The 19,436-nt window shown below is 69.6% G+C and carries 21 protein-coding genes; 19 read left to right on the top strand and 2 right to left on the bottom strand.

The genetic code is table 11. From position 1 onward, the window contains the following. The first annotated feature begins 343 nt into the window (after positions 1 to 343). The 3 genes from ACE3T5_RS14020 (at position 344) to nrdR (ending at position 3,092) form a co-directional block, all read left to right on the top strand. On the top strand, positions 344 to 1,183 hold the full coding sequence (locus ACE3T5_RS14020) for a transglycosylase SLT domain-containing protein (protein WP_374668672.1): 840 nt from the start codon (positions 344 to 346) through the stop codon (positions 1,181 to 1,183). Positions 1,184 to 1,391: 208 nt separating this feature from the next. Next, a complete protein-coding gene (glyA, locus tag ACE3T5_RS14015) occupies positions 1,392 to 2,636 on the top strand; it encodes a serine hydroxymethyltransferase (protein WP_374668671.1) in 1,245 nt (414 codons plus the stop codon). Positions 2,637 to 2,642: 6 nt separating this feature from the next. Continuing rightward, the gene (gene nrdR / locus ACE3T5_RS14010) at positions 2,643 to 3,092 is read left to right on the top strand and encodes a transcriptional regulator NrdR (RefSeq protein WP_374668670.1); all 450 of its coding nucleotides are present in this window, start codon (positions 2,643 to 2,645) and stop codon (positions 3,090 to 3,092) included. 24 nt (positions 3,093 to 3,116) lie between these two features. Here the strand turns inward: nrdR and ACE3T5_RS14005 are convergent, their stop codons facing one another. Beyond that, positions 3,117 to 3,713, bottom strand: coding sequence for a GspH/FimT family pseudopilin (locus tag ACE3T5_RS14005; protein ID WP_374668669.1), 597 nt, complete (start codon positions 3,711 to 3,713; stop codon positions 3,117 to 3,119). Positions 3,714 to 3,788: 75 nt separating this feature from the next. Between ACE3T5_RS14005 and ribD the strand changes: the two genes are divergently transcribed. The 16 genes from ribD to ACE3T5_RS13925 all read left to right on the top strand — a co-directional run bounded on the left by ribD (position 3,789) and on the right by ACE3T5_RS13925 (position 18,990). Then, a complete protein-coding gene (gene ribD, locus ACE3T5_RS14000) occupies positions 3,789 to 4,925 on the top strand; it encodes a bifunctional diaminohydroxyphosphoribosylaminopyrimidine deaminase/5-amino-6-(5-phosphoribosylamino)uracil reductase RibD (protein WP_374668668.1) in 1,137 nt (378 codons plus the stop codon). Between the two features lie 99 nt (positions 4,926 to 5,024). Continuing rightward, positions 5,025 to 5,600 (top strand): GspH/FimT family pseudopilin, encoded by a 576-nt coding sequence (locus ACE3T5_RS13995; protein ID WP_374668667.1) that lies wholly within the window; start codon positions 5,025 to 5,027, stop codon positions 5,598 to 5,600. Positions 5,601 to 5,611: 11 nt separating this feature from the next. Beyond that, positions 5,612 to 6,145, top strand: a complete 534-nt coding sequence (gene pilV / locus ACE3T5_RS13990) for a type IV pilus modification protein PilV (RefSeq protein WP_374668666.1) — start codon at positions 5,612 to 5,614, stop codon at positions 6,143 to 6,145. Continuing rightward, positions 6,142 to 7,122 (top strand): PilW family protein, encoded by a 981-nt coding sequence (locus ACE3T5_RS13985; RefSeq protein WP_374668665.1) that lies wholly within the window; start codon positions 6,142 to 6,144, stop codon positions 7,120 to 7,122. Before pilV ends, ACE3T5_RS13985 begins: the two co-directional genes overlap by 4 nt. 6 nt (positions 7,123 to 7,128) lie before the next feature. Next, a complete protein-coding gene (locus tag ACE3T5_RS13980) occupies positions 7,129 to 7,683 on the top strand; it encodes a hypothetical protein (protein ID WP_374668664.1) in 555 nt (184 codons plus the stop codon). Positions 7,684 to 7,695: 12 nt separating this feature from the next. Next, positions 7,696 to 12,114: a PilC/PilY family type IV pilus protein gene (locus ACE3T5_RS13975; protein WP_374668663.1), complete on the top strand. Its 4,419-nt coding sequence runs from the start codon at positions 7,696 to 7,698 to the stop codon at positions 12,112 to 12,114. A 30-nt stretch (positions 12,115 to 12,144) separates the two neighbouring features. Continuing rightward, entirely contained in the window at positions 12,145 to 12,612 is a 468-nt protein-coding gene (locus ACE3T5_RS13970) for a type IV pilin protein (RefSeq protein WP_374668662.1), read from the top strand. 66 nt (positions 12,613 to 12,678) lie between these two features. Beyond that, complete coding sequence (locus tag ACE3T5_RS13965) at positions 12,679 to 13,314, top strand: riboflavin synthase (protein WP_374668661.1); 636 nt, start codon at positions 12,679 to 12,681, stop codon at positions 13,312 to 13,314. Continuing rightward, positions 13,311 to 14,429, top strand: a complete 1,119-nt coding sequence (gene ribBA / locus ACE3T5_RS13960; RefSeq protein ID WP_374668660.1) for a bifunctional 3,4-dihydroxy-2-butanone-4-phosphate synthase/GTP cyclohydrolase II — start codon at positions 13,311 to 13,313, stop codon at positions 14,427 to 14,429. Before ACE3T5_RS13965 ends, ribBA begins: the two co-directional genes overlap by 4 nt. A gap of 16 nt (positions 14,430 to 14,445) precedes the next feature. Further along, positions 14,446 to 14,910 (top strand): 6,7-dimethyl-8-ribityllumazine synthase, encoded by a 465-nt coding sequence (gene ribH / locus ACE3T5_RS13955; protein ID WP_374668659.1) that lies wholly within the window; start codon positions 14,446 to 14,448, stop codon positions 14,908 to 14,910. Between the two features lie 10 nt (positions 14,911 to 14,920). After that, positions 14,921 to 15,400, top strand: coding sequence for a transcription antitermination factor NusB (nusB, locus tag ACE3T5_RS13950; protein WP_374668657.1), 480 nt, complete (start codon positions 14,921 to 14,923; stop codon positions 15,398 to 15,400). An 8-nt stretch (positions 15,401 to 15,408) separates the two neighbouring features. Next, positions 15,409 to 16,593, top strand: a complete 1,185-nt coding sequence (locus ACE3T5_RS13945) for a pyridoxal phosphate-dependent aminotransferase (RefSeq protein ID WP_374668656.1) — start codon at positions 15,409 to 15,411, stop codon at positions 16,591 to 16,593. After that, the gene (ybgC, locus tag ACE3T5_RS13940) at positions 16,590 to 17,000 is read left to right on the top strand and encodes a tol-pal system-associated acyl-CoA thioesterase (RefSeq protein ID WP_374668655.1); all 411 of its coding nucleotides are present in this window, start codon (positions 16,590 to 16,592) and stop codon (positions 16,998 to 17,000) included. Before ACE3T5_RS13945 ends, ybgC begins: the two co-directional genes overlap by 4 nt. After that, a complete protein-coding gene (gene tolQ, locus ACE3T5_RS13935; RefSeq protein ID WP_374668654.1) occupies positions 16,997 to 17,689 on the top strand; it encodes a protein TolQ in 693 nt (230 codons plus the stop codon). The genes ybgC and tolQ overlap by 4 nt, the downstream gene beginning before the upstream one ends. Positions 17,690 to 17,702: 13 nt before the next feature. Further along, positions 17,703 to 18,134 (top strand): ExbD/TolR family protein, encoded by a 432-nt coding sequence (locus ACE3T5_RS13930; RefSeq protein ID WP_374668653.1) that lies wholly within the window; start codon positions 17,703 to 17,705, stop codon positions 18,132 to 18,134. A 13-nt stretch (positions 18,135 to 18,147) separates the two neighbouring features. Continuing rightward, positions 18,148 to 18,990: a TonB family protein gene (locus ACE3T5_RS13925; RefSeq protein ID WP_374668652.1), complete on the top strand. Its 843-nt coding sequence runs from the start codon at positions 18,148 to 18,150 to the stop codon at positions 18,988 to 18,990. Between the two features lie 118 nt (positions 18,991 to 19,108). On the opposite strand, the gene ACE3T5_RS13920 is transcribed toward ACE3T5_RS13925, so the two are convergent. Then, complete coding sequence (locus tag ACE3T5_RS13920) at positions 19,109 to 19,252, bottom strand: hypothetical protein (protein WP_374668651.1); 144 nt, start codon at positions 19,250 to 19,252, stop codon at positions 19,109 to 19,111. Positions 19,253 to 19,436: the final 184 nt, after the last annotated feature.

Genomic DNA, 19,436 nt, shown 5'->3' with positions numbered 1-19,436 from the left:
TTTTGAATCAAGGGGATAGTCCACTTCTCGCCTCCTCTCCGAGGGATTCCCCAGCCTGTCAGCCTCCTCCACGTGAATGCCCAAACCGAGATAAAAATCACGATCCATATTCTTGACCTGGTATTTGCCACCCCCCTAGAATCCGCCCCGTTCCTGCCACAGACTCAGGGACAACCCGAATCCGCTGCCGAAAACCGGCGAGCTCGGACCGCGCCGGAAACCCCTCCCGCAGGAGGCAGCGCCAAGGTCCGAAGCGTATCCATCCAAACGAGGAGCCAGCAGTTTGTCCGAGCCGCCACGCGGCCCGGCCACGCTGTGGGCCCGCGCGTAGAAAGGAAGAGCGATGACAGCGTCTGGTCAATGGGTCGATGGCCTCCGGACTTTCGTGTCCGACGTGGCCCACGGCTTTCTCGAAATCACGCACAACGGCTTTGCCGTGGTCGGCCTGGCCGTGGTGTTCGCCACCGTCACGCTGGTCGCGCGGCCCGACCTGCGCCAGGTGGGTGAAGCGCAGCTCATGACCTGGCTGCATGCCCGCCAGGCCGAGGCCCTGGGCCTGGTGCCCGAACTGGCGGCGATCGACCGCGCCACGGCGGTCAACCCGCGCGACCTGCCCAAGGAGCAGGCGGCCGTGGCCTACTGGCTCAGCCGCAAGTACCGCGTGGCACCCGAGCCGCTGGCCGCCCTGGTGGCCGAGGCCTACCAGGTGGGCGCCCGCACCAAGCTGGATCCCACGCTGATCCTGGCCGTGATGGCCATCGAATCCGGCTTCAACCCGTTCGCGCAGAGCCCGGTGGGCGCGCAGGGCCTGATGCAGGTGATGACCGGCGTGCACAGCGAGAAGTACGACAGCTTCGGCGGCCGGCTGGCCGCCTTCGACCCGGTGAGCAACCTGCGCGTGGGCGTCAAGGTGCTGCAGGAATGCATTCAGCGCGGCGGCTCCATCCAGGCGGGCCTGCGCTACTACGTGGGCGCCGCCCACCTGCCCGAGGACGGCGGCTACGCCGACAAGGTGCTGGCCGAGCACGCCCGGCTGCAGCAGGTGGCCAGTGGCCGCAGCGTGCCGCTGGTCTCGCCGCCGGCGCCGATCCGCGCGGTGGCGCCGACGCCCGCGGAGCCCGTCGCGCCGCGCCCGGCCGACACCACCGAAGCGGTGCCGGTCGCCGCTGCCGTCGTCTCCTGAAGCGGCGCGGCTGCGCTACACTCCGGCCGGTACGCGACTGGCGATAGGCGCCCCCTTCGGCGCTGACGTGGACCAGGCAAGGGCACCGCCCGCGCCGCCAACCACTGGGAAGCGTACCGCCGGCCCCCGTTTCGGGCCCCGCCGGCGTCCCGCCGTTCGCCTGGGCAGCCCTGCCAGCCAGGGACCTTTCGTCCAAGGAACTGCCGACATGTACGACCGCAACATCCTCATCGAACAGACCGACCCCGAGCTGTGGGCCGCGATCCAGGCCGAGAACCGCCGCCAGGAAGCCCACATCGAGCTGATCGCCAGCGAGAACTACGCCTCGCCGGCCGTGATGGCCGCCCAGGGCACCCAGCTGACCAACAAGTATGCCGAGGGCTACCCCGGCAAGCGCTACTACGGCGGCTGCGAGCACGTGGACGTGGCCGAGCAGCTGGCCATCGATCGCGTCAAGCGCCTGTTCGACGCCCCCTGCGCCAACGTGCAGCCGCACTCCGGCGCGCAGGCCAACGAGGCCGTGTTCCTGGCCTTCCTCAAGCCCGGCGACACCATCATGGGCATGAGCCTTGCCGAAGGCGGCCACCTCACGCACGGCATGCCGCTCAACATGAGCGGCAAGTGGTTCAACGTGGTGAGCTACGGCCTGAACGCCGAGGAAGCGATCGACTACGACGCGATGGAGCGCAAGGCCCACGAGACGAAGCCCAAGCTCATCATCGCCGGCGCCTCCGCCTACTCGCTGCGCATCGACTTCGAGCGCTTCGCCAAGGTCGCGAAGGATGTGGGCGCGATCTTCATGGTGGACATGGCGCACTACGCCGGCCTGATCGCCGCGGGCGTGTACCCCAACCCGGTGCCGCACGCCGACGTGGTGACCTCCACCACCCACAAGAGCCTGCGCGGCCCGCGCGGCGGCATCATCCTGATGAAGCCCGAGCACGAGAAGGCGATCAACAGCGCCATCTTCCCCGGCCTGCAGGGTGGCCCGCTGATGCACGTGATCGCCGCCAAGGCCGTTGCCTTCCAGGAAGCGCTGCAGCCCGGCTTCAAGATCTACCAGCAGCAGGTGGCGAAGAACGCGCAGGTGGTCGCCGAGACGCTCACCCAGCGCGGCCTGCGCATCGTGAGTGGCCGCACCGAAAGCCACGTGATGCTGGTGGACCTGCGGGCCAAGGGCATCACCGGCAAGGAAGCCGAGGCCGTGCTGGGCGACGCCCACATGACCATCAACAAGAACGCCATCCCCAACGACCCCGAGAAGCCGATGGTCACCAGCGGCGTGCGCATCGGCACCCCCGCCATGACCACCCGCGGCTTCAAGGAAGAGGAAGCACGCGCCACCGCCAACCTGGTGGCCGACGTGCTGGACAACCCGCGCGATGCCGCGAACATCGCCGCCGTGCGCGAGCAGGTGAACGCCCTCACGCGCCGCTTCCCCGTCTACCGCTGAGCCGAGATGAAATGTCCGTTCTGCGGCCATGCCGACACCCAGGTGGTGGAGACGCGCATGGCCGAAGACGGGGACTTCATCCGCCGGCGCCGGCAGTGCGCGCACTGCGAGAAGCGCTTCACCACCTACGAGCGGCCCGACGTCGCCTTCCCCTCCATCGTCAAGAAGGACGGCCGGCGCATCGACTACGAGCGCGCCAAGCTGCTCGGCTCCATGAACCTCGCGCTGCGCAAGCGGCCGGTCAGCACCGAGCAGATCGACGCCGCCGTGGAGCGCATCGAGGAGAAGCTGCTGGCCCTGGGCGTGCGCGAGATTCCCAGCTCCCGCATCGGCGAACTGGTCATGCGGGAGCTGAAGAAGCTCGACAAGGTGGCCTACGTGCGCTTCGCCAGCGTCTACCGCAGCTTCGAGGACGTGGACGAGTTCCGCGCCGTGGTCGACGAGATCCGGCGCTGAGCCACGGCGCGGGCGGCGCCCGCCTCAACCGCAGTGATCCACCTCCAGCTGCTTCACGCGCGGCCGGCCCCCGGAGCTGATGACGATCTGCCGCGCGGCCACCGGCTCCAGCGAGCGCCGGCACAGCGTGATCGTGCCCGAGAGCATGGCACCCGAGACGCCACGGCTCACCCCGATGGGTGAATACGCGATGGCCGAGGCCACCGGGCGATTGCCGGTGATCGACAGCCGGCCCGGCAGCGCCTGCTGCACCTGGATGACGGTGTCGCCCTCGTCCAGGCCGCCGCTCGCATTGCGGTCCTGGTACAGGATCCAGCCCTGCTCCCAGCCGCCGGCGGTGGTGCAGGCCAGGCCGTCGGCCGACTTGCACATCAGCACCCGGTCGCCGCGCTTGCGGGCCTCGCTGCGCGCGAGCCGCAGCGAGCTGAGCAGGCTGTTGGAGGCCCCGGTGAGCCGCACCGAATCCGCCAGCCGCGTGAGCGAGGGCGCGGCCATCGAGACCATCGTGCCGACGATGGCCACCACGATGGCCAGTTCGATGAGGGTGAAGCCGCGCACGCGGCGCGGGTCGGGTGCGGCGCGGCCAGGCGCGCGGCGGGCGGGTGCGGCGGGGTGGTTCATGGCTGGAAACTCTAGGTTTCACCCCCCTCGGCCGGCTGTGCGCCGTGACCGCCGCGACAGTGAGATAGTGGCGGCATGAAGCCGGACGAAATCACAGGCACGGAAGCCGCCGCCCTGGCCGAGGCGCAGGCGCTGGCGCGCCAGGCCGTGGGCCTGACCGAGCCGAACCCGCGCGTCGGCTGCGTGATCCTCGCCGCCGACGGCCGGGTGCTCGGCCGCGGCCACACGCAGCCGGCCGGCCAGGCCCACGCGGAGGTGATGGCGCTGGCCGACGCCGCGGCCCGCGGCCACGACGTGCGCGGCGCCACCGCCGTCGTCACGCTCGAGCCCTGCGCGCACCAGGGCCGCACCGGCCCCTGCTGCGACGCATTGGCCGCCGCCGGCATTGCCCGCGTGGTCGCCTCGCTGCGCGACCCCAATCCGCTGGTGGCCGGCCAGGGCTTCGCGCGCCTGCGCGCGGCCGCCGTGCAGGTGGTGGAGGGCCCGGGCGCCGAGGCGACCCGCGAACTGAACATCGGCTTCATCCATCGCATGACGCATGGCCTGCCCTGGGTGCGGATGAAGGTGGCCGCCTCGCTGGACGGCCGCACGGCGCTGGACAACGGCGCCAGCCAGTGGATCACCTCCCCCGAGGCGCGCCAGGACGGTCATGCCTGGCGGCTGCGCGCCGGGGCCGTGCTCACCGGCATCGGCACCGTGCTCGACGACGACCCGCTGCTCGACGTGCGGCTGGTCCCCGCGCCGGCTCAGCCCGCCCTGGTGGTGGTGGACAGCCGGCTGCAGCTGCCGGCCGAAGCCCGCCTGTGGGGCGTGCAGCGACCGCTGATCATCTACGGCGCCGTGCCGGACGCCGCTCGCCAGGCGGAACTGTCCGCCCGCGGCGCCACTGTGGTGCTGCTGCCGGGGCCGGGCGGCAAGGTCGATCTCGCCGCCCTCCTGCGCGACCTGGCTGCCCGGGGCATCAACGAGCTGCACGTCGAGGCCGGCCACAAGCTCAACGGATCCCTTCTGCGGGCCGGGCTGGTGGACGAGCTGCTGGCCTACGTCGCGCCCTGCCTGCTGGGCACCGGTCGGCCCCTGGCCGAGCTCGGCGCCCTGGAGCGGCTGGACGACCGGCTCGCCTTCGAGTTCACCCAGGTCGACCGGGTCGGCCCCGACGTGCGGCTGCTGGCACGCGCCCGCGGCCCGCGGCCCACGCCGGCGAGCAACTGATCACGCCCGCGCGCCCGCCCCCGACCGCCGGTCGGTGAGTGCCCGCCACCGGTCCGGCGCCCGTTGGCGCCCCGCGCCGCCGCACGAATACTGCGCCCCATGGACAAGATGCGCGGACTGACTCTCATCGAGCTGCTGGTCACCATGGCCATTCTGGCGATCCTCATGGGGCTGGCGGCGCCGTCGTTCCTGCGCACCGTGCGGTCGAACGCCATGGCGACCGGCGTCAACACCTTCCTGGCCGACATGCGGTACGCCCGCAGCGAGTCGGTCCGGCGCGGCGGCCGCGTGGTGCTGTGCCGCACCGATTCGCCGGAGGCCGCCACGCCGTCCTGCGCGGCCGACGCCGGCTCCACCGGCAAGGGCTGGGCCACCGGCTGGATCATCTTCCACGACATCGATGGCAACGGTGACTACTCCACGGGCGACACCACGCTGCGCGTGCAGGCGGCACTTGGCTCGGTCGACACCGTCCTGGAGGGCACCTCGACCGCCTCCACCAAGTTCCGCTTCACCGCCACCGGCCGCTTGAGCGACACGGGTTCCGCCGCCAAGCTGGTCTTCGGCGGCGACAACTTCGCCACTGACCTCAAGCGCGTCATCTGCGTCAGCGCCGGCGGCCGCGGCCGCATCGCGGGGGATGGCACGGCCAGCTGCGGGACCGCCAACGAATGAGAGACAAGCCCATGCGCCACCAGTCCGGGGCCTCGCTGATCGAGATCCTCGTCACCATCCTCATCCTGTCCTTCGGCATGCTCGCGCTGAGCGGCATGATGGCCTACGCGGTGCAGATGCCCAAGTTCTCGGCCTACCGGGCGACGGCCGTGTCCATCGCCGCGGGTCACATCGAGCGCATGCGGGCCAACGTCGAAGGCTTCCAGGCCGGCAGCTACGACGAGACCATGACGTTCGCCGCCACGTTGCCGACCGTGGTGCCGTGCGACTACCCCGCGTGCACAGCTGCCAGCATGGCGACGAGGGACAAGAACGAGACCAACCAGACCCTGCGCCGTGAGCTGCCCCAGGGTGGCATGCGCATGATCTGCAACGGCGCCTGCAACACCAACGAGGGCTACCTGTGGGTGATCTGGCAGGAACCCACCACCTTCGCCGCCGTGAACGCGAGCGAGGTCGACCAGTGCCCCGACCCGGCTGAAGCCCCTGCCTTCTCCGCCTTCACCACGCAGCCACGCTGCATCCTCATCCGGTTCAGACTATGACTCTCCAGACGACGCACGGGCGCGCCAGCGCGGCGCGCCAGCGCGGCCTGACGCTGATCGAGCTGCTGGTCTCCCTGGCCATCGGCCTGGTCATCATGATCGCCATCGTGTCGGCCTACATCGGCGCGGCGGGTTCCAGCCGCGTGGCGGAGTCGTCGGCCCGCATGAACGAGGATGCCCAGGCCGCCCTGGCCATCCTGTCGCAGCACATCAAGATGGCCGGCAACAACCCCAAGCAGCCGAACTACTCGGCCGCCTCGCCGCGCAACCCGGCCTTCAACACCGGCAGCTTCGCCATCCGCGGCTGCGATCAGACCTACAGCGACGTCACCACCGCAGCGGGCATCGCCTCGCTCACCTGCCCCGGCGGCAGCGGCCGGGACTCGCTGGCCGTGGTGTACGAGGCCGACCGCTACAACACCGTGGCCGACGGGTCCGGCAACCCGACCGACTGCATGGGCGCGGCGCTGACCACCACCACCAACGGCACGGTCTCCCTGTGGAGTACCACGGCCTCCGCCGTGATCACCGCCACGCCCGCCTTCTACCTGGCGGAGAACCGCTTCTACGTGGGCACCTCCACCGCCATCACCACGCCCAGCCTGTTCTGCAAGGGCAACGGCACCAGCTCCTCGGCCCAGCCGCTGGTGGAGAACGTGGAGGACATGCAGATCACCTACGGTGTGGCGCCGTCCAGCGCCACCACCACGCTCACCGTGGCCGGTTACCTGTCGGCCTCGCAGTTCGGCGCCACGAGCGACGCCGCCTTCAACGCCCTGTCCGACGCCGACAAGTGGGCCAAGGTCGGCACCGTGCGCGTGTGCCTGATCGTGCGCAGCGAGAACCCGGTGGCGCCCGACACCGACTCCGCCCGCTACTACGACTGCAGTGGAGCGCTCATCACCTCCCCGCCCGACCTGCGCCTGCGACGGGCCTATTCCACCACCATCGTGCTGCGCAACCGAATGGGGTTCTGACACACCATGAAGACATCTCCCATCCAGCGGCGCGCGGGCTGCGGCCGGCAGCGGGGCGTGGTCCTGATCATCGCCCTGGTGATGCTGGTGATCATCTCCATGCTCGCCGCGCTGAGCATCCGCAACGCGCAGTCCAGCGAAGGCGTCTCCGGCAACGTGCGCACCACCCAGCTCGCCAACGAGGCGGCCGAGATCGCCCTGCGCATCTGCGAATCCGCCGTCACGGCCAATGCCAAGGCCGGCACCGCCCTGCCCGGAGGCATGACGATCAACAGCGTGCCCGCCGGCACGCCGCTGGGCGTGACCACGGCGAACTGGGACAGCACCCGCACCGGCGTCTACGTGCTGCAGGACACCGACGTCAACGGCGCCTCCACCACCTACAGCCGCAACCCGGAATGCGTGATCGAGCGCCTGCAGGTCGTCAGCTCGACCGGCTCGCTCTCCACCACCACCACCTATCTCATCACCGCGCGAGGCTTCGGCCCCGAGGTGGCCGACGGTACCGGCCGCCCCGTGGGAACCGAGGTCTTCCTGCAGTCCACCCTTGAAGTCGAGTAAGGGAGTTACTCCATGCCCCGTCTCCAATCCCTCGTGAAGCTGCTGCTGGGCGCCCTGGCGCTGGGCGGCAATGTCGCCGTGCTCCACGCGCAGATCGCGCAGGATCCCCTGCTGTCCCGCACAGCGGCCGTGGAACCGAACATCGTGTTCATCTTCGACAACTCGGGGTCGATGGAAGGAACCGCCATCTACCAGCATGGCGCGTCCAGCCATGCCTATGGCGCCAGCGGCCCGAACAACGATTGCGGCAGCGTGAGTGACGATGGCTGCGATTTCCGCTGGAAGGACTTTCCGCCGCCCAGCCCCTACGGCCGGTCGCCGGACACCAACCGCATGTACTACGACCCGCGCCTCACGTACACGCGGCAGATCAATTTCGACGGAACGTTCAAGGCCGCGGGGGATGCCTCCCTGATCAGCAGCTTCAACGTCTACTTCTACAAGCCGCCGTCTGCGCTGTCGTACAGCGTGACGAGTGTTCCGGTCACCAACGGGGGCAGTGGATACCCCGCCGGTGTCACCGTCAGTTTCCCGACACCACCTGGCGCCGGCGTCCGGGCCACCGGCACGGTGAATCTGGCCACCGTCAACCGTGTGACGTCGGTGAACATCTCTTCCGGCGGCAACTACCCGTCTTCCGGCACGATCAACGTGACCTTCAGCGGAGGCGGCGGGTCAGGCGCGGCCGGCACCGTGAACACCACGTCGCTGGGCCGAGGCGTCGCGTCCGTGGCGAACCCGGGCACACCGCCCACCTTCCCCAACAACGGCAACAGCTGCACCATCACGTTCACTGGCGGTGGTGGTACCGGTGCCACGGGAACAGCCGTTCGACGCACAGGCACCGGCAACCAGCGGATCCAGAGCTTCACCATCACCAATCCGGGCTACGGCTACACGAGCACGCCCTTAGCCAGCGTCACGTGCGGTTCCCCCGCCACCACGCGCACAGGCTATGTGGTGACGCGTACCACCGGCAACCAGCGCGCGGTGACTTCCGTCACCATGACCAACAACGGCACGGGCTATACCTCCGCCCCAACAGTCACCTTCACCACGCCCAGCGCCGGCACGGTCGCCACCGGTACTGCAGTGACCGCACCGACCACCGTGGTCTCCAGCATCAGCATCACCAATCCGGGTTCGGGCTACACGGCCTGCCCGGTCGCCACGCTGGGCAACACGTCGCCCGGCGGCGGCGCCACCCTGGGCACCACCGTCTGCAGCTCGGTCGCGGCCACGGTGCAGAACCAAAAATGGGATGGGACCGGGACGCCGACGACCACAGCCAGCTACTTCACGCCTGGCTGGACACCGTTGTCGTCCGATCTAGCCACCGGCGCCAGCGTGATCGCCTACCCCAACACCGCCAACAGCACCACCACGCAGTACCCCAAGTTCCGCAACCGCACCGACTGCGTAGCGAATGCCGCGTACTGCACCTGGGCTGAAGAGCGGCAGAACTATGCAAACTGGAAGGAGTACCACAGCACGCGCTACAAGCTAGCCAAGACCGGCATCGGCCTGGCCTTCCAGCCGCTCGACCCGACCTTCCGCCTGGGCTGGGGCCGAATCAGCGCGCTCGGCGGCAGTGCCTCCACGCTGGACAAGGGCGTGCGGCGCTACGACTCGACCGTGCAGAAGGAATTCCTGGATTGGCTCTATGGCATTACCGGGACCAGCAGCACGCCCAATCTGGCCACCGTCAACCGCATGGGCCAGTACTACCAGCGCCAGGACAACAATGGGCCCTGGGCCGACTCACCGACCGGCAACGGATCCATCACGGACTCTGGCTCCGCGAACAACAACCATGCTTCCTGCCGGCGCTCCTACGGCATGCTGATGACCGACGGCTACTACACCGACTCGATCACCCTTTCCGACGTCGACAGCGCCAACGGCCCGCTGATCACCTCGCCCTCCAGCTACCAGTACACACCGGTGGGCCCCTACAGCGATGGCAACGGGATCACGCGGTCCAACACGTTCGCCGACATCGCCATGAAGTACTGGGTGAACGACCTGCGCCCGGACCTGCCGAACAACGTGGCGCCAACGGCCTCGGACGAGGCCTTCTGGCAGCACATGAACTTCTTCGCCATCGGCCTGGGCGTGACCGGGACGCTCAACAATGCAGATCCGGCTGTTCTGCAGTCGCTCACGGGCAACGGTGCCGCACGGACCTTGAACTGGCCCAATGCGCCCGCCGCCTCTTCACGCAGCGCCATTGACGACATGTGGCATGCGACGATCAACGGTCGCGGCAGCCTGCTGAACGCCAGCCGTGCCGACGAACTGAACGAGGCCATCACCAAGATGATGTCCGACATTTCCGGTCGCGAGGGCACGCAGTCCGGTGTGGCCGTGTCGGCCACCAGCCTGACGCGCGGCACCAAGAAGTACACACCGTCCTACACACCCGTCACCTGGAACGGCAACGTCACGGCGTACACGCTGGACGAATCCACCGGCGCCCAGAACGGCATTGCGTGGCAGATCGAGACCTTGACCTACACCGACCCGACCACCGGCGCGCGCACCTATTCGTCGATCATGCCCGACCACGCCCAGCGCCGCATCGCGGTGGGCAATGGGGCCACCAGCGGTGCCCGGGCGGTGAATTTCACCTTCGCCGACATGGGCTCGCTCACCTCGCAGATGAACGGCACGGTCAACGCGAACCTGATCAACTACTTGCGCGGGGATGCGTCCAAGGAAGACACGAGCAGTACCTCCTCCGACCCCACGGCCATCTACCGGCCGCGCCTCACGCGACTGGGTGACATCGTGAACTCCACGCCGGTTTACGTGAAGGACTCGCTGGACATGAACTACCAGTTGCTGCCTTCCAGCGTGCCGGGCTACTCCAGCTACCGCTCGTTCGTCGGCCTGAAGCAGGCGCGCGCCGAGGGCGTGATCTTCGTCGGCGGCAACGACGGCATGCTGCACGCCTTCCGCGATGGCACATACGACGCGACCACGCAAGCCACGCTCACCCCGGGCGGCATCGAGGTGTTCGCCTATGTGCCGCACGCGGTGCTGGGCACGCTGAACCAGCTCGCCGACAAGGCCTACGTGCACCGCTATTACGTGGACGGCCCGCTGACCGAGCATGACGCCTACATCAGCGGCGGCTGGAAGAACATCGTGATCGGCACCACCGGTGCCGGCGCGGGCATCGCGTCCGGCGGTGGTACCAGCCCTCGCGCGGGCGTGTTCGCCATCGACGTCACCGGCATCAACAGCAGCCCGACCAACATCACCGCTTCGAACGTGCTGTGGGAAATCAACTCCTCCCAGGCAGCGTTCAGCCAGCTCGGCCACGTGCTGACGGACGTGCAGACGGGCGTCACGCTCGACGGCACCTGGGTCGCCATCTTCGGCAATGGCTACGAAAGCGCCGCCTGCACCGCGCGCCTGTTCGTGGTGAACCTGGCCACCGGTGCGCTGATCCGCGAGATCAACACCGCCTCGGGCGCCTGCAGCTCCGGCAACCGCAACGGCCTGGGCGGCATCCGCGTGGTGCGCAATGCCAACCAGCAGGTGATCGGCGTCTATGCCGGCGACCTGCGCGGCAACATGTGGAAGTTCAACCTCAACAACGCCAGCCCGGCCAGCTGGGGCGTGGATCTGGGCGGCCAGCCGCTGTACGCGGCCGGCGCGAACCAGCCGATCACGGCGATCCCGTCGGTGCTGCCGCTGCCGATTCTCGGCACCACCGATCCCAAGCCCGGCTACATGGTCGTGTTCGGCACCGGCAAGTTTTTCGAGGTGGCCGACATCAACACGACCGCCCAGCAGACGTTGTATGGCGTGTGGGACTCGGCCGAATTCGGCGCGTCCGTCTACACCGGTGTGCCGCTGACCAGCAATTCGCTGCTGGTCCAGCAGACGGTGAGCACCGGCGTGGTGGCGCCGAACGGCAACACCTACTTCTCGATCTCCACCAACGACGTGCCCTACACCGGCGCCACGCCCAAGCGGGGCTGGTACATCAACTTCCCCAACTCGGGGCAGCGCCTGGTGTACCCGCTGGATCTGCTGGCCTCGCGCTTCGCGGTGGCGGACACGATCTCGCCCACCAACGTGTCGCTGGACCCCTGCGCCAACACCTCGGGCGGCACCGGCTACCTGTACATCGTGGACGCACTCAACGGTGCCGGCCCGACGGAGGCCATCCTGGACACCAATGGCGACGGCAACGTGGACACCAGTGACCTGATCGTGAGCGGCATCGAGGGCAAGGCCGACGGCCGCAACGTGAACCTGCTGGTCTCCAAGAACGAGCTGGTCACGACCTACGCCAACGTGAGCGGCGGCGACCCCGGCGCCACGCTGATCTCCCTCTCCTGCCGCCTGACCAACACCTGCATCGTGCCGGCCTCGGGCGGCACACGCCGCCAGTGGCGCCAGCTGTTCCTGCGCTAGGATGCCGCCTGACCATCGACGAGGAAACCCATGACCCAACGCGCATCCATCCCGAGACGGCCGTCGCGACGATCAGGCGGCTTCACCCTGATCGAGCTGATGATCACCGTGGCGATCATCGGGATCCTCGCCGCCATCGCGGTGCCGGCCTATACCTCGCACATCGCCAAGGGGCGGCGCGCGGACGCGCGCACCCAGCTGCTGCAGGTGGCGCAGTTCATGCAGCGCTTCTACACCGCCAATGACCGCTACGACGCGGACCGGGCGGGCAACGACGTGATCGACAAGATCCCCGGGGGCCTGAAGCGGTCCCCCGCGGATGGCACCCAGCTCTATGAGCTGTCGGTCACGGCCACCACGACCGCCTACACGCTCACCATGGCGCCTGTGTCGGGCACCTCCATGACCAGCGACAAGTGCGGGTCCTTCACCCTCACCTCCACCGGCGTGCGTGGCGTCACCGGCACCGGCCTGTCGCGCGACGAGTGCTGGAAGTAGCCGCCCCCGCCCCCTGAGCAACGGCCCGCCTCGGCGGGCCGTTCGCGCATTTGAGACAATGCCGGGATGTTCACCGGCATCATCACCGGCGTCGGGCGCATCGCCGCTCTGCACGACCTCGGCGCCAGCGCCGCCCACGGCAAGCGCCTCACGGTGCACGCACCTCCCGGCTACCTCGACGACGTCGGCCTGGGCGACAGCATCGCGCTCAATGGCGCCTGCATGACCGTCACCACCTTCGACGCCCCCGCGGGCTGGTTCACCATCGACATCTCCGCCGAATCCCTGGCCCGCACCGCCGGGCTGGACCGCGAAGGCCCCATCAACCTGGAGAAGGCGCTGCGCGCGAATGACCGCCTGGGCGGCCACCTGGTCTCCGGCCACGTCGACGGCGTGGGCCGCGTGCTCGAACTCGCGCCCGTGGGCGAGAGCTGGCTGCTGCGCGTGCTGGCGCCCGCGGCGCTGGGCCGCTACCTGGCCTACAAGGGCTCCATCACCGTCAATGGCGTGAGCCTCACCGTCAACAGCGTGGCCGACGGACCCGAAGGCACCGAGATGCGCATCAACCTGATTCCCCACACCGTGCAGAACACCGCCCTGGGCAGCCTCACCGCCGGCAGCGCGGTCAACCTGGAGGTGGACCTCATCGCGCGCTACGTGGAGCGGATGCTCGCGCCCGCCGCGGCGAAGGAGCCCGCATGAACGCCCCCGCCCCCATCTCCCCGGTGGAAGAGATCGTGGCCGACCTCCAGGCCGGCCGCATGGTCATCCTGGTGGACGAGGAAGACCGCGAGAACGAAGGCGACCTGGTGCTCGCGGCCGACCACGTGACGCCCGAGGCCATCAACTTCATGGCCCGCTTCGGCCGCGGCCTGATCTGCCTCACCCTCACCCGCGAACGCTGCGAGCGTCTGCAGCTGCCGCCCATGGCCACGCGCAACGGCACCAAGATGGGCACGGCCTTCACCGTCTCCATCGAGGCGGCCGAGGGCGTGACCACTGGCATCTCCGCCGCCGACCGCGCCCACACCGTGCGCACGGCGGTGGCACGCGATGCACGACCTGATGACCTGGTGCAGCCCGGCCACGTGTTCCCGCTGCAGGCGGTGGATGGCGGCGTGCTCATGCGCGCCGGCCACACCGAGGCCGGCTGCGACCTGGCGGGCATGGCCGGCTGCACGCCGGCCGCCGTGATCTGCGAGATCATGAAGGACGACGGCACCATGGCCCGCCTGCCCGACCTGCAGGTGTTCGCCGCCGAGCACGGGCTGAAGATCGGCACCATCGCCGACCTGATCGCCTGGCGCAGCCGCAACGAGAGCCTGATCGAGAAGCTGGGTGAGCGCGTGCTGGACACCGCCTTCGGCGGCTTCCGCGCGCTGGCCTGGCGCGACAAGACCAGCGGCGGCGTGCACCTGGCCCTGGTCAAGGGTGAGTGGACCGCCGCCGACGAAGTGCCGGTGCGCGTGCACGAGCCGCTGTCGGTGCTGGACGTGCTGGAGAGCAACCGCAAGATGCACTCCTGGAGCCTGGAGGCCAGCCTGCGCCACATCGAGGCCACCGGCCGCGGCGTGGCCGTGCTGCTGAACTGCGGCGAATCGGCCGAGCAGCTGCTGGCCCAGTTCGCCGGTACCGCCCGCTCGGCCCAGGCGCCCGAGCGCGGCCGCATGGACCTGCGCACCTACGGCGTGGGCGCGCAGATCCTGCGCGAATGCGGCGTGCATCGCATGAACCTCATGGGCACGCCGCGCCGCATGCCCAGCATGGCCGGCTATGGCCTGGAAGTGACGGGCTACACGCCGCGTCCCACCCCCTGAATCGACAAGGAAACGCATGTTTGGCGCAGACAAGGGAGCCGCGAGCCGGCTCGATGGCCGCAAGCTGGTGATCGGCATCGTGCAGGCCCGCTTCAACGAGGGCATCACCAACACGCTGGCGGCGGCCTGCCGCGCCGAGCTGCTGCGCCTGGGCGTGGAAGAGAAGAACATCGACCACGTGCTGGTGCCCGGCGCACTGGAAGTGCCGGTGGCCCTGCAGGCCATGGCCGAGAAGGGCGGCTATGACGCGCTCGTGGCCCTGGGCTGCATCATCCGCGGCGAGACCTACCACTTCGAGCTGGTGGCCAACGAGTCGGGCGCGGGCGTGAGCCGCGTGGCGCTGGACTATCAGATCCCGATCGCCAACGCGATCATCACCACCGAGAACCTGGCCCAGGCCGAGGCCCGGCAGACGGTCAAGGGCACCGACGCCGCGCAGGTGGCGGTGGAGATGGCCAACCTGCTGGAAGAGCTGGGATGAGCGCCCGCCCATGACCGCATCGCCGCCCCGCAAGTCTGCCTCCAAGCCGCCGCGCAGCCGCGCGCGCGAGTTCGCCATCCAGGCGCTGTACCAGCATCTCGTCGGCCGCCAGGACGCGGAGGCCATCGACGCCTTCACCCGCGACCTGTCGGGCTTCAACAAGGCCGACGCCGAGCACTTCGACGCCCTGCTGCACGGCTGCATCCGCGAAGCCGCCGAGCTGGATGCCCTGATCGAGCCCCTGCTGGATCGCAAGCTGCAGGAGCTCTCGCCCATCGAGCACGGCGTGATGTGGATCGGCGCCTACGAGCTGCGCCACGCGATGGACGTGCCCTGGCGCGTGGTGCTGAACGAATGCATCGAGCTCGCCAAGGCCTTCGGCGGCACGGATGGCCACAAGTACGTGAACGCGGTGCTGAGCGCGCTGGCGCCCACGCTGCGCCCGGCCGAGGTGGCGGCCGACCGCGCGGCCGGCAAGGCACGCGGGTGAGCGGCCGCATGCGCATCGCCCGGCGCGCCGAGCGCATCGAACCCTTCTACGTGATGGAGGTCGCCAAGGCCGCGACCCGCATCGCGCGCGAGGCCGCGGGCTCCGGCCGGCCGATGATCTTCCTCAACATCGGCGAGCCCGACTTCACCGCGCCGCCGATGGTGCAGGAGGCCGCCGCGCGCGCCATCCGCGACGGCGCCACGCAGTACACGCAGGCCTGCGGCCTCGATGCCCTGCGCGAGCGCATCAGCGGCTGGTATGCCACGCGCTTCGGCGTGGACGTACCGGCGCGCCGCATCGTGGTGACCGCGGGCGCCTCGGCGGCGCTGCAGCTCGCCTGCCTGGCCCTGGTGGACCAAGGCGACGAGATCCTCATGCCGGACCCGAGCTACCCCTGCAACCGGCAGTTCGTGAGTGCCGCCGAAGGCGAGGCGAAGCTGATCCCCACCACGGCGGAAGGTCGCTTCCAGCTCACGGCCGCGCAGGTGGCCGAGCATTGGGGCGCGCGCACGCGCGGCGTGCTGCTGGCCTCGCCTTCCAACCCCACCGGCACCTCCATCGCGCGCGATGAGCTGGCCCGCATCCATGCCTTCGTGCGGGCGCGCGAGGGCATCACCCTGGCCGACGAGATCTACCTCGGCCTGAGCCACGACGAGGCCTTCGGCCAGACCGCGCTGGCGCTGGGCGACGATGTGGTGAGCATCAACAGCTTCTCCAAGTACTTCCACATGACCGGCTGGCGGCTGGGCTGGCTGGTGGTGCCGGAGGCACTGGTGCCGGTGGTGGAGCGACTGGCCCAGAACCTCTTCATCTGCCCCAGCACGGTGGCGCAGCACGCGGCGCTGGCCTGCTTCGAGCCCGAGAGCATCGCCGAGTACGAGCAGCGCCGCGCGGCCTTCAAGGCGCGCCGCGACTTCTTCATCCCCGCGCTGAACCGGGTCGGCCTGCACGTGCCGGTGATGCCCGACGGCGCGTTCTATGCGTGGGCGGACTGCACCACGCTGGCCGCGAGGCTGGGCGTGCAGGGCAGCTGGGACTTCGCCTTCGCGCTGATGGAGCAGGCCCGCATCGCCATCACCCCCGGCCGTGACTTCGGCACCGCCGACACCGCGCGCTACGTGCGCTTCTCCACCGCCAGTTCCATGGACCACCTGCGCGAAGCGGTGGCACGGCTGGAGGCCCTGGCCGGATGACAGCCACCTCGGCCTTCACCTGGCCGGTGCGCGTGTACTGGGAAGACACCGACGCCGGCGGCATCGTCTTCTACGCCAACTACCTCAAGTTCTTCGAGCGCGCGCGCACCGAGTGGTTGCGCTCGCTGGGCATCGGCCAGGCCGACCTGCGCGAGCGCAGCGGCGGCATGTTCGTGGTGAGCGAGACATCGGTGCGCTATGTCGCGCCGGCGCGCCTGGACGATGAACTTTGCGTCACCGCGCGACTCCACGAGAGAGGGCGCGCCTCGCTCGTCATCGCACAGGAGGCCACGCGCGCCGGCACGGTGCTGGCACAGGGGACGATCCGCATCGGCTGGGTGGATGCGGCCAGCCTGCGCCCGGGCCGCATTCCACCTGACATCCTGCAAGTGCTCGCCCCGACATGAACCAAGACCTCTCGATCCTGCAGCTGGTGCTGGGCGCCAGCTTCGTGGTGCAGGCCGTCATGCTGCTGCTGCTGCTGGTGTCCGTCACCAGCTGGGCCGCCATCTTCCGCAAGCTGTTCTCGCTCAAGCGCGTGAACGCGCTGGACGAGGCCTTCGAGCGCGAGTTCTGGTCCGGCACCAGCCTGAACGACCTGTTCGCGGCGGCCGCGCAGAACGCACGCACGGCCGGCCCCATGGAACGCATCTTCGCCTCCGGCATGCGCGAGTACCAGAAGCTGCGGGAACGCCGCATCACGGATGCCGGCACGTTGATGGATGGCGCGCGGCGCGCCATGCGCGCGAGCTTCCAGCGCGAGCTGGATGTGATCGAGACGCACCTGTCCTTCCTGGCCTCGGTCGCCTCGGTCTCGCCCTATGTCGGCCTGTTCGGCACGGTGTGGGGCATCATGCACGCCTTCACCGGCCTGGGCGCGCTGCAGCAGGTGACGCTGGCCACCGTGGCGCCGGGCATCGCCGAAGCGCTGGTGGCCACCGCGCTGGGTCTGTTCGCGGCCATTCCCGCGGTGGTGGCCTACAACCGGTTCGCGCGCGACATCGACCGCGTGGCGATCCGCCTGGAGACCTTCATCGAGGAGTTCTCCAACATCCTGCAACGCAACCTGGGCGCGCAGAGCGCCTCGGGCCGCTGAGGGCCCTCTCGGCATGCCGCACGTTTCGCACCGCAGCAGCCGGGGCCGGCGCGCCATGAACGAGATCAACATGGTCCCGTTCATCGACGTGATGCTGGTGCTGCTGATCATCTTCATGGTGACCGCGCCACTGATCACGCCGAGCGTGATCGATCTGCCCAGCGTGGGCAAGGCCAGCCGCCAGCCCGACCAGATCATCCAGGTGGTGGTGGGCAAGGACGAAACCCTGCAGATCAAGACCGCCGACCAGACCGCGCCCGTGGCGCAGAAGGACGTGGCTGCCGCCGTGCTGAAAGCCCAGGCCGGCAAGGCGCCCGGCAGCGTGGCGGTGGTCATCAGCGCCGACCGCAGCGTGAAGTACGAGGTGGTGGTGAAGGTGATGGACACGCTGCAGCGCGCCGGCGTGCAGCGCGTGGGCCTGTCGGTGCAGCTCGCGGAACGCTGAGCCAGGGCACGCGATGCCAGACCATTTCGACCGCATCGAGTTCGCGCCGCCCGCGCCCGGCGGGCTGATCCGCGGCTGGGGCCTGGCGATCCTGGCACATGGGGCACTGGTCGCAGCCCTGGCCTGGGGCGTGCAATGGAAGCGCGAGGCCGCCGTGGCCACCGCCGAAGCCGAGCTGTGGGCGGCCCTGCCGCAGCAGGCTGCGCCGCGCGAGGTGCTCGCGCCTCCCCCGCCGCCGCCGCCCGTGGTGACGCCGAAGGTCGCGCCCGCGCCGCCCGCCGTGCCCGATCCACAGATCGCCCTGGAGCGTGAACGCAAGGCGCGGGAGGCGCGTGAAGCCGCCGAGGCCGAGCAGCGCGAGCGGGACCGCAAGCGCAAGCTGGAAGCACAGCGCAAGCAGCGCGAGGAAGAGCAGGCGAAGCTCGCCGAGGCGCGCAAGCGCGAGGCGGAGCAGAAGCGTCGTGAGCAGGAGGCGCAGGAGAAGAAGCTCGCCCAGTTGCGCGACGAGAATATGAAGCGCATCCAGGGTCTGGCCGGCGCGTCAGGCGCGGCCGACGCCCGCGGCACCGCACAGCAATCCGCCGGCCCCTCGCCCGGCTGGGCCGGCCGGGTGCAGGCCAAGGTGCGGCCCAACATCGTGTTCACCGAGGAGGCCACGGGCAATCCCCGGGCCGAGGTCGAGGTGCGACTGGCGCCGGACGGCACCATCGTCGGCAAGCGGCTGGTGCGCAGCAGCGGCGTGAAGGCCTGGGACGAGGCCGTGCTGCGCGCGCTGGACAAGACCGAGACCCTGCCGCGCGACACCGATGGTCGCGTGCCGACGCCGGTGGTGATCGAGTTCCGGCCGCGGGGGTGATGGCGGGCTGGCGGGGGAACGCTGGGGTTGCGCTGGCGCTCCACCCCAGCCTACGAACAGCCGACCACGTGGGTTCCCTGTAGGCTGGGGTGGAGCGCAGCGCAACCCCAGCGTTCCCTCAACGCTTGCACTGCGTATCCGTCAGGACGATGTCCGCCGCCGCTGGATCTCCCCTCTTCTGCCGCGCATCCGCATCCTCCTGCTGCTGAGTCGCTGCCTCGACGAACAGCTTCGCGAACGTCACCACCTGGTTGTCCAGCATCTGCGCGGCGGCCACAACACCGACAGGTGCGGGCGTCGGTGCGGGCGTCGGTGCGGGCGTCGGTGCGGGCGTCGGTGCGGGCGTCGGTGCGGGCGTTGGTGCGGGCGTTGGTGCGGGCGTTGGTGCGGGCGTTGGTGCGGGCGTTGGTGCGGGCGTTGGTGCGGGCGTTGGTGCGGGCGTTGGT

Origin of the sequence: Ramlibacter sp., assembly GCF_041916345.1 — a bacterium.
GTDB lineage: Bacteria > Pseudomonadota > Gammaproteobacteria > Burkholderiales > Burkholderiaceae_C > Ramlibacter.
Note: the sequence above shows the minus strand (reverse complement) of the source record. Positions and strands in the feature narration are given on the sequence as shown.

What these genes read in the sequence shown, in the direction of transcription:
- ribBA (WP_374668660.1), top strand. Translation starts at nt 13,311, where the DNA reads ATGAACGCCCCCGCCCCCATCTCCCCGGTGGAAGAGATCGTGGCCGAC.
- ACE3T5_RS13925 (WP_374668652.1), top strand. Translation starts at nt 18,148, where the DNA reads ATGCCAGACCATTTCGACCGCATCGAGTTCGCGCCGCCCGCGCCCGGC.
- ACE3T5_RS13970 (WP_374668662.1), top strand. Translation starts at nt 12,145, where the DNA reads ATGACCCAACGCGCATCCATCCCGAGACGGCCGTCGCGACGATCAGGC.
- tolQ (WP_374668654.1), top strand. Translation starts at nt 16,997, where the DNA reads ATGAACCAAGACCTCTCGATCCTGCAGCTGGTGCTGGGCGCCAGCTTC.
- ACE3T5_RS14005 (WP_374668669.1), bottom strand. Translation starts at nt 3,713, where the DNA reads ATGAACCACCCCGCCGCACCCGCCCGCCGCGCGCCTGGCCGCGCCGCA.
- ACE3T5_RS13930 (WP_374668653.1), top strand. Translation starts at nt 17,703, where the DNA reads ATGCCGCACGTTTCGCACCGCAGCAGCCGGGGCCGGCGCGCCATGAAC.
- ACE3T5_RS14020 (WP_374668672.1), top strand. Translation starts at nt 344, where the DNA reads ATGACAGCGTCTGGTCAATGGGTCGATGGCCTCCGGACTTTCGTGTCC.
- ribD (WP_374668668.1), top strand. Translation starts at nt 3,789, where the DNA reads ATGAAGCCGGACGAAATCACAGGCACGGAAGCCGCCGCCCTGGCCGAG.
- nrdR (WP_374668670.1), top strand. Translation starts at nt 2,643, where the DNA reads ATGAAATGTCCGTTCTGCGGCCATGCCGACACCCAGGTGGTGGAGACG.
- ACE3T5_RS13965 (WP_374668661.1), top strand. Translation starts at nt 12,679, where the DNA reads ATGTTCACCGGCATCATCACCGGCGTCGGGCGCATCGCCGCTCTGCAC.
- ACE3T5_RS13985 (WP_374668665.1), top strand. Translation starts at nt 6,142, where the DNA reads ATGACTCTCCAGACGACGCACGGGCGCGCCAGCGCGGCGCGCCAGCGC.
- pilV (WP_374668666.1), top strand. Translation starts at nt 5,612, where the DNA reads ATGCGCCACCAGTCCGGGGCCTCGCTGATCGAGATCCTCGTCACCATC.
- ACE3T5_RS13975 (WP_374668663.1), top strand. Translation starts at nt 7,696, where the DNA reads ATGCCCCGTCTCCAATCCCTCGTGAAGCTGCTGCTGGGCGCCCTGGCG.
- ACE3T5_RS13980 (WP_374668664.1), top strand. Translation starts at nt 7,129, where the DNA reads ATGAAGACATCTCCCATCCAGCGGCGCGCGGGCTGCGGCCGGCAGCGG.
- glyA (WP_374668671.1), top strand. Translation starts at nt 1,392, where the DNA reads ATGTACGACCGCAACATCCTCATCGAACAGACCGACCCCGAGCTGTGG.
- nusB (WP_374668657.1), top strand. Translation starts at nt 14,921, where the DNA reads ATGACCGCATCGCCGCCCCGCAAGTCTGCCTCCAAGCCGCCGCGCAGC.
- ACE3T5_RS13920 (WP_374668651.1), bottom strand. Translation starts at nt 19,252, where the DNA reads ATGCTGGACAACCAGGTGGTGACGTTCGCGAAGCTGTTCGTCGAGGCA.
- ribH (WP_374668659.1), top strand. Translation starts at nt 14,446, where the DNA reads ATGTTTGGCGCAGACAAGGGAGCCGCGAGCCGGCTCGATGGCCGCAAG.
- ybgC (WP_374668655.1), top strand. Translation starts at nt 16,590, where the DNA reads ATGACAGCCACCTCGGCCTTCACCTGGCCGGTGCGCGTGTACTGGGAA.
- ACE3T5_RS13945 (WP_374668656.1), top strand. Translation starts at nt 15,409, where the DNA reads ATGCGCATCGCCCGGCGCGCCGAGCGCATCGAACCCTTCTACGTGATG.
- ACE3T5_RS13995 (WP_374668667.1), top strand. Translation starts at nt 5,025, where the DNA reads ATGGACAAGATGCGCGGACTGACTCTCATCGAGCTGCTGGTCACCATG.